The 13,521-nt window shown below is 58.9% G+C and carries 14 protein-coding genes; 7 read left to right on the top strand and 7 right to left on the bottom strand.

Annotation, left to right across the window (positions count from 1 at the left end):
• Window positions 1–25: 25 nt before the first annotated feature.
• Together ACXR0M_RS14190 and argF are read right to left on the bottom strand one after the other, a co-directional pair.
• Complete coding sequence (locus tag ACXR0M_RS14190) at window positions 26–1,135, bottom strand: ABC transporter ATP-binding protein (protein ID WP_458832445.1); 1,110 nt, start codon at window positions 1,133–1,135, stop codon at window positions 26–28.
• A complete protein-coding gene (gene argF, locus ACXR0M_RS14185; RefSeq protein WP_458832444.1) occupies window positions 1,132–2,052 on the bottom strand; it encodes an ornithine carbamoyltransferase in 921 nt (306 codons plus the stop codon). The genes ACXR0M_RS14190 and argF overlap by 4 nt, the downstream gene beginning before the upstream one ends.
• Window positions 2,053–2,457: 405 nt before the next feature.
• Between argF and ACXR0M_RS14180 the strand changes: the two genes are divergently transcribed.
• The 3 genes from ACXR0M_RS14180 (at window position 2,458) to grxD (ending at window position 5,430) form a co-directional block, all read left to right on the top strand.
• Window positions 2,458–2,748, top strand: coding sequence for a hypothetical protein (locus tag ACXR0M_RS14180; protein ID WP_458832443.1), 291 nt, complete (start codon window positions 2,458–2,460; stop codon window positions 2,746–2,748).
• 137 nt (window positions 2,749–2,885) lie between these two features.
• Window positions 2,886–4,991 carry a molybdopterin oxidoreductase family protein gene (locus ACXR0M_RS14175; protein WP_458832442.1) on the top strand — a complete coding sequence of 702 codons (2,106 nt, stop codon included), beginning with the start codon at window positions 2,886–2,888 and terminating at the stop codon, window positions 4,989–4,991.
• A gap of 97 nt (window positions 4,992–5,088) precedes the next feature.
• The gene (gene grxD / locus ACXR0M_RS14170; RefSeq protein WP_130912021.1) at window positions 5,089–5,430 is read left to right on the top strand and encodes a Grx4 family monothiol glutaredoxin; all 342 of its coding nucleotides are present in this window, start codon (window positions 5,089–5,091) and stop codon (window positions 5,428–5,430) included.
• 182 nt (window positions 5,431–5,612) lie between these two features.
• Here the strand turns inward: grxD and bfr are convergent, their stop codons facing one another.
• Entirely contained in the window at window positions 5,613–6,086 is a 474-nt protein-coding gene (bfr, locus tag ACXR0M_RS14165) for a bacterioferritin (RefSeq protein ID WP_007963971.1), read from the bottom strand.
• A 199-nt stretch (window positions 6,087–6,285) separates the two neighbouring features.
• Window positions 6,286–6,504, bottom strand: coding sequence for a bacterioferritin-associated ferredoxin (locus ACXR0M_RS14160; protein ID WP_007953193.1), 219 nt, complete (start codon window positions 6,502–6,504; stop codon window positions 6,286–6,288).
• Between the two features lie 313 nt (window positions 6,505–6,817).
• Here ACXR0M_RS14160 and ACXR0M_RS14155 point away from each other — a divergent pair, with 313 nt between their 5' ends.
• Window positions 6,818–7,420, top strand: coding sequence for a peroxiredoxin C (locus tag ACXR0M_RS14155; RefSeq protein WP_458832441.1), 603 nt, complete (start codon window positions 6,818–6,820; stop codon window positions 7,418–7,420).
• 88 nt (window positions 7,421–7,508) lie between these two features.
• Here ACXR0M_RS14155 and rnt read toward each other — a convergent pair whose 3' ends face one another.
• Both rnt and pyrC read right to left on the bottom strand, forming a co-directional pair.
• Window positions 7,509–8,186 carry a ribonuclease T gene (rnt, locus tag ACXR0M_RS14150; protein WP_458832440.1) on the bottom strand — a complete coding sequence of 226 codons (678 nt, stop codon included), beginning with the start codon at window positions 8,184–8,186 and terminating at the stop codon, window positions 7,509–7,511.
• Window positions 8,183–9,229 carry a dihydroorotase gene (gene pyrC, locus ACXR0M_RS14145; RefSeq protein WP_103484888.1) on the bottom strand — a complete coding sequence of 349 codons (1,047 nt, stop codon included), beginning with the start codon at window positions 9,227–9,229 and terminating at the stop codon, window positions 8,183–8,185. The genes rnt and pyrC overlap by 4 nt, the downstream gene beginning before the upstream one ends.
• A gap of 160 nt (window positions 9,230–9,389) precedes the next feature.
• On the opposite strand from pyrC, the gene ACXR0M_RS14140 reads away from it, so the two are divergent.
• The gene (locus tag ACXR0M_RS14140; protein WP_458832439.1) at window positions 9,390–10,304 is read left to right on the top strand and encodes a flagellar protein MotY; all 915 of its coding nucleotides are present in this window, start codon (window positions 9,390–9,392) and stop codon (window positions 10,302–10,304) included.
• A 129-nt stretch (window positions 10,305–10,433) separates the two neighbouring features.
• On the top strand, window positions 10,434–11,651 hold the full coding sequence (locus ACXR0M_RS14135) for an argininosuccinate synthase (protein ID WP_027612065.1): 1,218 nt from the start codon (window positions 10,434–10,436) through the stop codon (window positions 11,649–11,651).
• A gap of 154 nt (window positions 11,652–11,805) precedes the next feature.
• Here the strand turns inward: ACXR0M_RS14135 and ACXR0M_RS14130 are convergent, their stop codons facing one another.
• Entirely contained in the window at window positions 11,806–12,405 is a 600-nt protein-coding gene (locus ACXR0M_RS14130) for a hypothetical protein (protein WP_458832438.1), read from the bottom strand.
• Between the two features lie 414 nt (window positions 12,406–12,819).
• Here ACXR0M_RS14130 and ACXR0M_RS14125 point away from each other — a divergent pair, with 414 nt between their 5' ends.
• The gene (locus tag ACXR0M_RS14125) at window positions 12,820–13,446 is read left to right on the top strand and encodes a response regulator (protein WP_458832437.1); all 627 of its coding nucleotides are present in this window, start codon (window positions 12,820–12,822) and stop codon (window positions 13,444–13,446) included.
• Window positions 13,447–13,521: the final 75 nt, after the last annotated feature.

Genomic DNA, 13,521 nt, shown 5'->3' with positions numbered 1-13,521 from the left:
TCCCACAGTTTTGATCCAGGACTGATCAGAGGGCGGTGTTGTAGCGGCGTACGCCGTTTTCAGCAGCAGGAATCTGCGCCGCCGTGCTGCCGGAGGCCTGGAACAACACCAGGTGCTCAGCGGCAACCCGAATCCCGACGTCCGCGCCGACCTGATGATCAGCATGACTCGGGAAAATCGATTCCAGCTGCGCGCCAGTCGGCAATTGCAGGCGATACAGCGTCGAGGCGCCCAGGAAGGTCTTGCCGACGATCCGTGCCTTGAGCCCGCTGTCCGGCGCATAAACAATGTCATCTGGACGCAACAACACATCCACCGCACCACCCACCGGCCAGGTGTAGGCGCGGTTGCCGCGCAGTTCGCCGAGTTCGGTCTGCACCGACTCCGGGCTGCCGAGCTGGCCGCGAATGAAATAGCCCTGACCGATGAAGCTGGCGACAAAAGGCGTCGCGGGTTCGTGATACAGGTTGTATGGCGTGTCCCACTGCTCCAGTCGACCTTCCTTGAACACGCCGACGTGATCGCTCACGGCGAACGCTTCTTCCTGATCGTGGGTCACCAGAATCGCACTGGTGCCACGGGACTTGAGGATCTCGCGCACTTCATGGCTGAGCTTGCGGCGCAGCTCGCCGTCGAGGTTGGAGAACGGCTCGTCGAGCAGCAGCAGTTGCGGCTCCGGTGCCAGGGCGCGGGCGAGGGCGACACGCTGTTGCTGGCCACCGGACAGCTCGTGCGGGAAGCGCTGGCCGAGGTTCTTCAGGTTGACCAGTTCCAGCAGCTCTTCGGTGACGCGCGCCTTGTTCGGGTGCTTGCGGATCCCGAAGGCGATGTTGTCGGCGACGCTCAGGTGCGGGAACAGCGCGTAGTCCTGGAACACCATGCCGATCCGGCGTTTCTCCGGCGCCAGGGTAAAACCGGCACTGGAGATGGTTTCGCCACCCAGGGTGATTTCCCCTTCATGCACCGGTTCGAAACCGGCGATGGCGCGCAGCGTGGTGGTCTTGCCGCAACCGGACGAGCCGAGCAGGCAGCCGATGTCACCGGCGTTGAGGTGCAGATTGAGGTTCTGCACCACGCGTTGATCTTGGTAACCGCAAGCGAGGTTGCGCAGGTTCAGCAGTAATTCATGGCTCATGCGTGGTGATATGCCGGTTCGACGAGGAACTCGAGCAGGGCCTTCTGTGCGTGGAGACGGTTTTCTGCCTGATCCCAGGCGACGGAGCGCGGGTCATCGAGCAGGTCTTGGCTGATTTCTTCGCCGCGGTGCGCCGGCAGGCAGTGCATGAACAGCACGTCTTCGGCGGCGAGGTCGAGCAGGGCACGGTTGACCTGATACGGCGCAAACAGCTTGAGGCGCTTGGCGGTTTCCTCTTCCTGGCCCATCGAGGTCCAGACGTCGGTGCTCACCAGGTGCGCGCCGCGTACGGCGTCCTGCGGATCACGGACGATGGTCACGCGATCGCCGGCCCTGGCCACGAACTCGGGATTTGGCTCGTAGCCTTCAGGGCAGGCCACGCGCAACTGGAAGTCGAACTGGATCGCCGCTTCTATATAGCTGTTGCACATGTTGTTGCCGTCGCCGATCCAGGCCACGGTCTTGCCCTGGATCGAGCCACGGTGTTCGAGGAAAGTTTGCATGTCGGCCAGCAACTGGCACGGGTGCAGGTCATCGGACAGGCCGTTGATCACCGGCACGCGCGAATTGGCAGCGAATTCGGTCAGGGTGCTGTGGGCAAAGGTGCGGATCATCACCGCATCGAGCATGCTCGACATGACAATGGCGCAGTCGCTGATCGGCTCGCCACGGCCCAGTTGGGTGTCGCGCGGCGAAAGGAAGATCGCCTGGCCACCGAGCTGGATCATGCCGGCCTCGAACGAGATCCGGGTACGGGTCGAGGACTTCTCGAAGATCATTCCCAGGACGCGGTTTTTCAGCGGCTCGAACAGTACGCCGCGGTTACGCAGGTCCTTGAGCTCAACGCCTCGACGGATCACGCTGACCAGCTCTTCGGGCGTGCAATCCATCAGGGAGAGAAAGTGCCTTGCGCTCATCATTGACTACCTTTTTGCTACAAACCGCAGATGCTCAAAGCCTTGTTTAACGGAACAACGGGCGAGACCTGCGGCGTAAGCCGCACGGGGCGACGAAATAGGGGGAGGCGCGATATTGACACTAAATGTCGCGTTACGCCAATAGGCTACGGTTTTCGCGCAATTCGGAGAGCGAAGCGCCAGTGGCAGCCACGCATTTGAAGCCGGGTTCAGGACAGCAGCGAGCCCCTTTGTACACTGGCCCCGGCGGGCTTGGCAATCCGGCGTGGCGGGGAGCGTGCCACGCGGGTCGGTTCGAGACTGTGCGGTTGCGCTTTTCGCTTGGTCGGATGCTTTGGCTGAAACATTTGCTAAAGCAAAGTGCTGGGTTATAACTAGGATTCGAGCGACGCAGGAAGCCTCCGCATGGAATCGAAAGAAAAACTGTTGATGGAATTACTGGGCCACACGGCTCGCTCACTGACTCATCTCACCGCATCGATGACCTCGATGTCCTTCGAGCTGCTGCGCAGCGAAGACGAAGTGGTCAAGAACGCCGGCCGCCACATGATCGATCGCATGGCGACCATCAGCGCCGGGCTCGACGAGCACTGGCGGCTGATCGGCGAACTCACCGGCGTGCACGTCGCTCACGAGCAGATCGAGACCATTCAGGAAATCCAGCTGGCGCCGCCGCCTCAGTTGCCATCCAATTGAAAGTGGCCGGCTATCGGCTCGCCTGATAGCCGTCGATTCACAAGACAAACGTCGCTGGTGTCGCTTGCGCACACGGGCCATAGTTTTGTTCCCGCAGGCCTTACCGTCGCCTGCCCAGAACAAGACAGAGACTGGCCATGACCAAGACTCTCCACCACCGTGCCTGCCACCTGTGCGAAGCCATTTGCGGGCTGACCATCGAAACCACTGAAACCGATGGCAACGTCGCGATCACCTCGATCAAGGGCGACCCGCTCGACTCCTTTAGCCGTGGCCACATTTGCCCTAAAGCCGTGGCCCTGCAAGACATTCAGAATGATCCCGACCGCCTGCGTCAACCAATGCGTCGGGTCGGCAGCGAATGGTTGCCGATCGCCTGGGGCGAGGCTTTTACGCTGGTGGCCGAGCGTCTGGCGGCGATTCAGGAACGGCATGGGCAGAACGCGGTGGCGGTCTATCAGGGCAACCCGAGCGTGCACAATTATGGGTTGATGACCCACAGCAACTACTTCCTCGGCCTGCTGAAGACGCGCAATCGCTTCTCCGCGACGTCGGTCGATCAGTTGCCGCATCACCTGAGCAGTTACCTGATGTACGGCCACGGCTTGCTGCTGCCGATCCCGGACATCGATCACACCGATTTCATGCTGATCCTCGGCGGCAACCCGCTGGCCTCCAACGGCAGCATCATGACCGTGCCCGATGTCGAGAAGCGCCTGAAGGCGATTCAGGCTCGTGGCGGCAAAGTGGTGGTGGTCGATCCGCGTCGCAGCGAAACCGCGGCCATCGCCGATCAGCATGTGTTCGTGCGCCCGGGCGGCGATGCGGCGCTGCTGTTTGGCCTGCTCAACACACTGTTCGATGAAGGGCTGGCGCGTGGCAGTCATTTGCCGGTCGAAGGGCTGGATGAAGTGCGGGCGGCGGTGGCGACGTTCACCGCCGAGGCCATGAGTCCGTTGTGCGCGGTGCCCGCCGAGCAGATCCGCCAACTGGCGCGGGATTTTGCCGCCGCGCCGAGCGCGGTGTGTTATGGACGCATGGGCGTTTCCACCCAGGCGTTCGGCACCTTGTGCCATTGGCTGGTGCAGTTGATCAATCTGGTCACCGGCAATCTCGACCGGGTCGGCGGTGCTCTGTGCACCGAACCGGCGGTGGACCTGGTCGCATCGACCTCGGGCGGGCATTTCAACAAGTGGCAGAGTCGGGTGTCCGGGCGTCCCGAGTACGGCGGCGAACTGCCGGTGTCGGCGCTGGCCGAAGAAATGCTCACTGAAGGCGAAGGGCAGATCCGCGCGCTGATCACCGTGGCTGGCAATCCGGTGCTGTCGACACCGAACGGTCGGCAACTGGAGCAGGCGCTGGACGGCCTGGAATTCATGGTCAGCATCGATCTGTACATCAACGAAACCACGCGTTATGCCGACCTGATCCTGCCGTCGACCTCGGCGCTGGAAAACGATCACTACGACACCACGTTCAACCTGTTCGCCGTGCGTAACGTCACCCGCTTCAACCGGGCGATTCTCGCCAAGCCTGAGGGCGCATTGCACGACTGGGAGATCTTCGTCGGTCTGGCCAAAGCCTTTGCCGAGAAAACCGGCAAGGAGCTGAAACCGACGATGCCGCCGGCGCAGATGATCGACATGGGCCTGCGCATGGGTATGTACGGCGATGCGTCCGAACAGAAGCTCTCGCTGGCGACATTGTTCGATCATCCGCATGGCATTGATCTGGGCGCGCTGAAACCGAATCTGGCAGCGCGTCTGAAAACGCCGAATCAGGCCGTGCAGGCGGCGCCGCCGGAAATCCTTGCGGACCTCGCACGGTTCGCTGCCTTGCAGGCGCCGGTAGCCGATGAGTTGCTGATGATTGGCCGTCGGCATGTACGCAGTAACAATTCGTGGATGCACAACTATCACCGTCTGGTGAAGGGCAAGCCGCGCCATCAGTTGCTGATGCACCCGGATGATCTGGCCAGTCGCGGACTCAGCGATGGTCAGCGGGTACGCGTCAGTTCGCGGGTCGGGCAGATAGAGGTGGAAGTGCTTGGCAGCCTCGACATGATGAAGGGTGTGGTCAGTCTGCCGCATGGTTGGGGACATGCGCGGCCGGGGGTGCAGATGACCATCGCCAGCAGCCAGCCGGGATCGAGCGCCAACGACCTGACGGATGAATGCCAGCTCGATGAGTTGTCCGGCAATGCCGCGCTCAATGGTGTGCCGGTCACGGTGGCGGCGGCCTGAACATGACCGTCGGGGAGACCGAGCAGCGCGCTCGGGATTCCGTTACAATGCGTCACCGTGCCGACCCATGAGTCGGAAAGTTCAGCCGAGGTGCTCCATGGATATCATCGAAACGATTAAAGAGCAGATTGCCAACAACACCATTCTGCTTTACATGAAAGGCTCGCCGAATGCCCCGCAGTGCGGCTTCTCCGCGAAAGCTGCGCAGGCTGTGATGGCGTGTGGCGAAAAGTTTGCGTACGTGGACATCCTGCAGAACCCGGAAATCCGCGCCAATCTGCCGAAGTACGCCAACTGGCCGACTTTCCCGCAACTGTGGGTTGGCGGTGAACTGATCGGCGGCAGCGACATCATGACCGAGATGGCTGCAGACGGTTCGCTGCAAAGCACCATCAAGTCGGCTGTCGAAGCGGCTGCTGCGAACAAGTCCGAAGCCTGATTCGGGCTTCACTCGGCAGCGATGTCTCCTGTAGGAGCTGTCGAGTGAAACGAGGCTGCGATCTTTTGATCTTCAGCCAATAAAAAGCCCCGCCACTCGAAAGAGGGCGGGGCTTTTTTGTATGTTCGAACAGTGACTGCGAGTGGCCGGCGCAATCAAAAGATCGCAGCCTGCGGCAGCTCCTACTCTTCGCCCATCTGCGATTGCAGATAGTTCTCCAGACCGACCTTGTCGATCAGGCCCAGTTGGGTTTCCAGCCAGTCGATGTGTTCTTCTTCGGACTCGAGAATGTCTTCGAGCAGTTCACGGCTGCCAAAGTCGCCAACGGATTCGCAATGGGCGATGGCGGCTTTGAGATCAGCGTGGCCGGTCTTCTCGATACGCAGATCGCACTCGAGCATTTCCCGGGTGTGCTCGCCGATGTGCAGCTTGCCCAGGTCCTGCACGTTCGGCAGGCCTTCGAGGAACAGGATGCGCTTGATCAGCTTGTCCGCGTGCTTCATCTCGTCGATGGATTCGTGGTATTCGTGCTTGCCCAGCTTGTTCAGGCCCCAATCTTCATACATGCGCGCATGCAGGAAGTACTGATTGATCGCGACCAGTTCATTGGCAAGGATCTTGTTGAGATGCTGGATGACTGTAATGTCGCCTTTCATGATGGGAGTCCTGCCCTGTATTAGCTGTATATAAGGCGGAGTTTGAGCCGGGTACTTATAAGTGTCAAACCTAAGTTATTGAATAATAAATGAAATTAAATCTGAATAAGAATGTTTGTGTTCCGCGTCTAGGACCTAAGCGTTTGATTTCAGGCATAAAAAAACCGGACATAAGTCCGGTTCTTTGAAATTGGGGCCATTACGCTGCGGTAAATTCTGCAGGGTAGGGAATCGCAGCCTGGGCGGTTTGCAGCTTGGTCAGGGTTTCGCGAACCACTTCCTTGGCCAGGCAGGCACATTTGCCGCACTGGCTGGCGACGCCGGTGGCCTGGCGGACTTCTTTGTAGCTGCAGCAACCTTCATAGATCGCTTCGCGGATCTGTCCGTCGGTGACGCCAGTGCAGAGACAAACATACATAAGTGAGAACCGTCGCTGGTTGTGACTCAATTGCGATGGATCTTAATGTTAACGAGAATGATTGTCAAAGTGCTTTCTGAACGGTTTTCGTTAGAACCGCCGGTGACTGACGAACGGTGTTTAATGGCAGTTTGCCTGGCCCCGTGAATGCTGCCCGCTTGTTCGCCGTGGGCAAAAAACCGTTAAGGACAGGCGAAAAACCCGGTGTATGATGGTCGGCCCTTGCGAAGAGGTTTCGTGTCACAGGGCTGTCGCCTGAGGGTGGCAGGCTGGCTCGGAGCCTGAACTTCAAGTTATTCACCAGGAGATTTCCATGAGCGTACTCGTAGGCAAACAAGCCCCTGACTTCACCGTCCCGGCCGTACTCGGCAATGGCGAGATCGTTGACAGCTTCACCCTGTCCTCGGCCATCAAAGGCAAATACGGTCTGGTGTTCTTCTACCCACTGGACTTCACCTTCGTCTGCCCGTCCGAGCTGATCGCTCTGGACCACCGCATGGACGACTTCAAGGCGCGCAACGTGGAAGTGGTCGCGGTATCGATCGACTCGCACTTCACCCACAACGCCTGGCGCAACACCCCGGTCAACAATGGCGGCATCGGCCAGGTGAAATACACCATGGCTGCCGACATGAAGCACGAAATCGCCAAGGCCTACGACGTTGAGTCCGAAGGCGGCGTGGCTTTCCGTGGCGCGTTCCTGATCGACGACAAGGGCGTTGTCCGCTCGCAGATCATCAACGACCTGCCGCTGGGCCGTAACATGGAAGAGCTGATCCGTCTGGTCGACGCGCTGCAATTCCACGAAGAGCACGGCGAAGTCTGCCCTGCCAACTGGAAAAAAGGCGACAAAGGCATGAACGCTTCGCCAGAAGGCGTTGCGGCTTACCTGACCGAGAACGCTGCTGGCCTGTAAGGCGCACGCTTCAGGTACAGAAAGCGAGGTACAAAAAAACCGGCCCATGTGGCCGGTTTTTTTATGCGCGGGATTTATCCGGCGACGATCAGTCGTCGAAGTCTTCCCAGCCGCCCATCTGCTTCCAGCGGTTGACGATGCCGCAGAACAGCTCGGCAGTCTTCTCGGTGTCGTAACGTGCCGAGTGCGCTTCACGGCCATCGAAATCGATGTCGGCGGCCTGACAGGCTTTGGCCAGTACGGTCTGACCGTAAGCCAGGCCCGCCAGTGTCGCGGTGTCGAAGCTGGAGAACGGATGAAACGGGTTGCGCTTCATGTCCAGACGCGCCACCGCGGCATTCAGGAAGCCCAGGTCGAAGCTGCTGTTGTGGCCGACCAGAATCGCCCGCTTGCAGCCATTGGCCTTCAGCGCCTTGCGCACGCCGCGGAAAATGTCGGTCAGCGCGGTTTCTTCACTGACAGCCATGCGCAGCGGGTGATCGAGCTTGATCCCGGTAAACTCCAGCGCTGCCGCTTCGACGTTGGCGCCTTCGAACGGCTCAACACGGAAGAAGTAGGTGTGGTCCGGGTAAACGAAACCTTTTTCATCCATGGCGATGGTGGTCGCGGCAATCTCCAGCAGAGCGTCGGTGGCCGAGTTGAAACCACCGGTCTCTACGTCGACAACAACCGGCAGGTAGCCGCGAAAACGCGCTGCCATCGGATGACGGGAACCGCCGCCGCCACCTTGACCGTCCAGTTCGTCGTCGAAATGGTCTTCACTCACGCGTGTTCCTCCAGCAGGCGCCAGCGCAGTTTTTCACCGGCGCGCAGCGGGATAACGGTCAGCTCGCCAAATGGCAGGCTGGTTGGGGCAGTCCACTCTTCGCGAACCAGGGTGATGCGATCGGTGTTGGCCGGCAGCCCGTAGAAGCGCGGGCCGTTGAGGCTGGCGAACGCTTCGAGCTTGTCCAGCGCATTGCGCTGTTCGAAGGCTTCGGCATACAGCTCGATGGCGGCGTACGCGGTGTAGCAGCCGGCACAGCCGCAGGCGGCTTCCTTGGCATGCTGGGCGTGCGGCGCCGAATCGGTACCGAGGAAGAACTTGGCGCTGCCGCTGGTGGCGGCATCGAGCAGGGCTTCCTGATGGGTGTTGCGCTTGAGGATCGGCAGGCAGTAGAAGTGCGGCCGGATCCCGCCCACCAGCATGTGGTTGCGGTTGTACAGCAGGTGATGCGCGGTGATGGTCGCGCCGACGTTGGCCGAAGCCTCGTTGACGAACTGCACGGCGTCGCCGGTGGTGATGTGTTCGAACACCACTTTGAGCGTCGGGAATCGCTCGACCACACGGCGCATGTGCTCATCGATGAAAATCTTTTCGCGGTCGAAGACGTCGACATCGCCACGGGTGACTTCGCCGTGGATCAGCAGCGGCATGCCGACTTCGGCCATCGCTTCCAGCGCCGGGAAGATCTTGTCGATGCTGGTCACCCCGGAATCGGAGTTGGTGGTGGCGCCGGCCGGGTACAGTTTGGCGGCGTGCACGAAACCACTGGCCTTGGCCTGACGAATTTCTTCGGGCTGGGTGCGGTCGGTTAGGTACAGCACCATCAGCGGTTCGAAGCGACTGCCGGCCGGGCGGGCAGCGAGAATCCGCTGGCGATAGCCGTCGGCTTCAGCGGCGTTGCGCACCGGTGGTACCAGGTTGGGCATGATGATGGCGCGGCCAAAGGTGCGCGCTACATCGGCAACGGTATTGGTCAACACGGCACCATCGCGAAGATGAATGTGCCAGTCGTCGGGACGCAGCAGGGTCAGGCGGTCGGACATGAGGGGATTCCAGGCGGGTCAAACTGAGGGGAATGCTACCGGAAAAGACTCTTGCAGGCACTCGCTATCAAGTTTTGCAGGAAGCTTCCGATATCCCGTAGGTATGCCGTAAACATAGTGTGAATCGGTCTTTGTGTTACACAAGCCAATGGAGCCTCCCGTGCGCCAGCGATATTTAGCCTTGCTCAGTGTGTTTGCCAGCCTCCCCGCGATGGCGCTCACCTACCAGACTCGTCTGGAGAACATTGAGTGGACGGTCGAGGGCGACAAGTTCGAGTGCCGTCTGACCCAGCCGATCACCGATTTCGGCTCGGGCCAGTTCGTGCGCAAGGCGGGCGAGCAGGCGATTTTTCGCCTGAATGCCTACAACGCCATGCTCGGCGGCGGTTCGGCGACCCTGCTCGCGGCGGCCGCGCCGTGGCAGCCGGGGCGCAACGACATCAATCTGGGCAGCGTCAGGATCGGCACCGGCAACGTGCTGTTCAACAGTTCGCAGTCGCAGGCCGGCGGGCTGATCAGCGGTTTGCTCGACGGTCGCAGCCCGGTGGTGCGTCGTGCCTCAGGCGATGGCAGAGTGTCCGAAGTGCGTCTGCTGCCGGTCAGGTTCAGTAAAGCGTTCAACGAATACCAGACGTGCGTGGCGAAATTGCTGCCGCAGAATTTCGACCAGGTCAAACAGTCGCAGGTCGGCTTCCCGGGCGAGGGCACCGATCTGGACGCCGCCGCCAAGGCCAGATTGCAAGTGATGCTCGAGTACATGCAGGCCGATCCGACGGTCAATCACATCGAGCTGGATGGTTACTCCGACAACAGTGGCAACCGTCTGACCAACCGTGAACTGTCGCGCCGCCGTGCGCTGGCCGTGGTCGATTTCTTCAAGGCCAACGGCATCGCCGAATCGCAGATCACCGTGCGCTTCCATGGCGAGCAGTACCCGCTGGTGCCGAACAACAGCGCGGCGAACCGGGCGAAGAATCGCCGGGTCAGCGTGAAACTGGCACGCGTGGCGCCAACGACTGCGCCAGCTCCCGCACCGCAGGCCAGTACGCCAGCCACCGCAGCAACAACTTCCTGACCCGCCGGTCATCGTCGCGCTCTCGACAGATTCTGTCGCTTTGTCGTCTTAAGCTGTCGCGCCTCTGTAAATTATCGCGTTTGGGCGGTAGACTCCTCGGCTTTCCGTAGAACCCCGTGGAGTGATGGCATGGCGGACGTAAACAAGGTCGTTCTGGCGTATTCCGGCGGCCTGGACACTTCGGTGATCCTCAAGTGGCTGCAGGATACTTATAACTGTGAAGTGGTGACCTTCACCGCTGATCTCGGTCAAGGCGAAGAGGTCGAGCCGGCCCGCGCCAAGGCCCAGGCCATGGGCGTCAAAGAAATCTACATCGATGACCTGCGCGAAGAGTTCGTGCGCGATTTCGTGTTCCCGATGTTCCGCGCCAACACCGTTTACGAAGGCGAGTACCTGCTGGGTACTTCCATCGCACGTCCGCTGATCGCCAAGCGCCTGATCGAAATCGCCAACGAAACCGGCGCTGACGCCATTTCCCATGGCGCCACCGGCAAGGGCAACGACCAGGTGCGTTTCGAACTGGGCGCCTACGCCCTCAAGCCTGGCGTGAAAGTGATTGCTCCATGGCGCGAGTGGGACCTGCTGTCCCGCGAGAAGCTGATGGACTACGCCGAGAAGCATGCGATCCCGATCGAGCGTCACGGCAAGAAAAAATCCCCGTACTCGATGGATGCCAACCTGCTGCACATCTCCTATGAAGGCGGCGTGCTGGAAGACACCTGGACCGAGCACGAAGAAGACATGTGGCGCTGGACCGTCTCCCCGGAGAAGGCTCCCGACACCCCGCAGTATCTGGAACTGACCTACCGCAACGGCGATATCGTTGCGCTGGACGGCGTCGAAATGACCCCGGCCACTGTTCTGGCGACGCTGAACAAGATCGGCGGTGCGCACGGTATCGGCCGTCTCGACATCGTCGAGAACCGTTACGTCGGCATGAAGTCCCGTGGCTGCTACGAAACCCCGGGCGGCACCATCATGCTGCGTGCACACCGCGCCATCGAATCGATCACCCTGGACCGCGAAGTCGCGCACCTCAAGGACGAGTTGATGCCCAAGTACGCCAGCCTGATCTACACCGGTTACTGGTGGAGCCCGGAGCGTCTGATGCTGCAACAGATGATCGACGCTTCGCAGGTCAACGTGAACGGTGTGGTTCGCCTGAAACTGTACAAGGGCAACGTGATCGTGACCGGCCGCAAGTCCGACGATTCGCTGTTCGATGCCAACATCGCGACCTTCGAAGAAGACGGTGGTGCTTACAACCAGGCCGACGCGGCGGGCTTCATCAAGCTCAACGCGCTGCGCATGCGCATTGCAGCCAACAAGGGTCGCAAGCTGTTCTAAGCTTCGCAGACCTGTAAGAAAATGGCGGCTTGTCTCAGTGACAGAGCCGCCATTTTTTTGTCCGGTGGTTTCTCGACCTTGCTTCATCAGCGTTAGTCGCAATGACAAGGTTGCTGTAGTTCTTGATTGTCCACATCAGGCGTCTGCTCGGTTGTCAAACCTCCCCCAGTTCCGTGGTGCTCTGCGTGCTCACGTTGTAAGCAATAAACAGTGCCCCTCGTGCGCTTTTTTTTGATTGTTTGAAAAAGCTGCGCATCATTTGTCTGAGCAAAATCTCGGAGGCAGGATCGGTCAGAAATACGATGGGCCTCACCGAGTGCTTGCCGAGGCGTGGCAGGTGTTCTGCCAGCTTGCTGAATGCCTGTGCATTGATCATCGGGCGAACGTCAATCGCACATAGCGTGCCGAAGCGTTTGGGTAGTTGAATGGTGTGTTCGATCCATGACGTATTGGGAGTTTCTGCGGCAGACGGATAAACGCTGTCACCGGTGCGATTCAATTCATCAACGATCTTTAAAAAGCTGTCGTCCTTGTCGAAATCCGAGGGAGCATACAGTGAACGGTAGTTAAAATTTAGCGTCATGAAGAACAGCAGCAGCAAGTAAAACGGAAAGCTGATCAGAAACCAGATATAGATTTCCCGCTCATCATTATCAAGGAAGGGTAATGAAAGTGCTGCCGACGATTCGGAAATAAATGCAAATATCGCAATAACCGTCATGGGGTTGGTGATTTTGTTTTTGATTTTTATCATGGTCTTTACTCATTAAGTGTGTTTTCCATTGGTTGCTTGAGGGTGTGTGGGGGGGCTTTAAATTATATTGTTGGTGTTATTTTTTATATTAAAAATAAACGCTTGGGTAGAAGTATCTTGTTTCAGGCATTGATTTGATATTGCGCGATTTCTTTAGTTGTTTATGAATCGACGACCGTGCGGGCGTGCGGTGCTGGCCCCGGAGATGTAGTATTTTCTTGTTGAAAGTGTGGCCAAAGAATCGCCTCTGCCTGACTGATATCTCTGGTGTTGGTTTTTTTGTAGGAATAGTCTTGATTTTCTGTAGGGAATGTCTTTGGCTGCAAGTGTATGGGAACTCTCTTGTGCCATGTCGCAAGTGACTGGGCTATTGTGCCTGCTCTAAAAATTCGAACAGCGAAACTGGACTTGCCCATGAATAAAGTGCTGATCGTGGATGATCATCCCGTCATTCGTCTTGCTGTGCGTATGCTGATGGAACGGCATGGCTACGAAGTCATTGCAGAAACGGATAATGGCGTGGATGCGTTACAACTGGCGCGTGATCAGATGCCGGATATCGTCATTCTGGATATTGGAATACCGAAACTTGATGGTCTGGAAGTTATTGCGCGTCTGAATGCGACAGCGATGCCATTGAAAGTTCTGGTGCTGACTTCTCAGGCGCCGGGGCACTTTTCGATGCGCTGCATGCAATCGGGAGCGGCGGGGTATGTCTGCAAACAACAGGACCTGACCGAACTGCTCAGTGCGATCAAGGCTGTACTGTCCGGTTACAGCTATTTTCCGAACCAGGCTCTGCACACCGTGCGCACCACCCTCGGTAATGCCAGTGAGTCGGATATGGTGGATCGTCTTTCCGGACGGGAAATGATGGTCTTGCAGCAGTTGGCCCGTGGCAAGACCAACAAGGAAATTGCCGATGGCATGTTTCTCAGCAACAAGACAGTCAGCACCTACAAGACTCGTCTGCTGTTGAAGCTCAACGCCCGGTCGCTGGTGGACCTGATCGAGCTGGCCCAGCGCAATGGGCTTGTCTGATGAGCATGATCGTCGATGAAGCAGGTCGCAGACGCTTCAGACAATAAAAAAGCCTCCGGTTCGGGAGGCTTTCAA

The sequence above is a fragment of the Pseudomonas sp. Eth.TT006 genome, from assembly GCF_054456575.1.
Note: the sequence above shows the minus strand (reverse complement) of the source record. Positions and strands in the feature narration are given on the sequence as shown.

Bases quoted from the DNA above. Each gene is read 5' to 3' on its own strand.
- argF (WP_458832444.1), bottom strand. From the start codon at position 2,052: ATGAGCGCAAGGCACTTTCTCTCCCTGATGGATTGCACGCCCGAAGAG.
- ACXR0M_RS14130 (WP_458832438.1), bottom strand. From the start codon at position 12,405: ATGATAAAAATCAAAAACAAAATCACCAACCCCATGACGGTTATTGCG.
- ACXR0M_RS14125 (WP_458832437.1), top strand. From the start codon at position 12,820: ATGAATAAAGTGCTGATCGTGGATGATCATCCCGTCATTCGTCTTGCT.
- ACXR0M_RS14175 (WP_458832442.1), top strand. From the start codon at position 2,886: ATGACCAAGACTCTCCACCACCGTGCCTGCCACCTGTGCGAAGCCATT.
- ACXR0M_RS14160 (WP_007953193.1), bottom strand. From the start codon at position 6,504: ATGTATGTTTGTCTCTGCACTGGCGTCACCGACGGACAGATCCGCGAA.
- bfr (WP_007963971.1), bottom strand. From the start codon at position 6,086: ATGAAAGGCGACATTACAGTCATCCAGCATCTCAACAAGATCCTTGCC.
- ACXR0M_RS14135 (WP_027612065.1), top strand. From the start codon at position 10,434: ATGGCGGACGTAAACAAGGTCGTTCTGGCGTATTCCGGCGGCCTGGAC.
- ACXR0M_RS14190 (WP_458832445.1), bottom strand. From the start codon at position 1,135: ATGAGCCATGAATTACTGCTGAACCTGCGCAACCTCGCTTGCGGTTAC.
- ACXR0M_RS14155 (WP_458832441.1), top strand. From the start codon at position 6,818: ATGAGCGTACTCGTAGGCAAACAAGCCCCTGACTTCACCGTCCCGGCC.
- pyrC (WP_103484888.1), bottom strand. From the start codon at position 9,229: ATGTCCGACCGCCTGACCCTGCTGCGTCCCGACGACTGGCACATTCAT.
- grxD (WP_130912021.1), top strand. From the start codon at position 5,089: ATGGATATCATCGAAACGATTAAAGAGCAGATTGCCAACAACACCATT.
- ACXR0M_RS14180 (WP_458832443.1), top strand. From the start codon at position 2,458: ATGGAATCGAAAGAAAAACTGTTGATGGAATTACTGGGCCACACGGCT.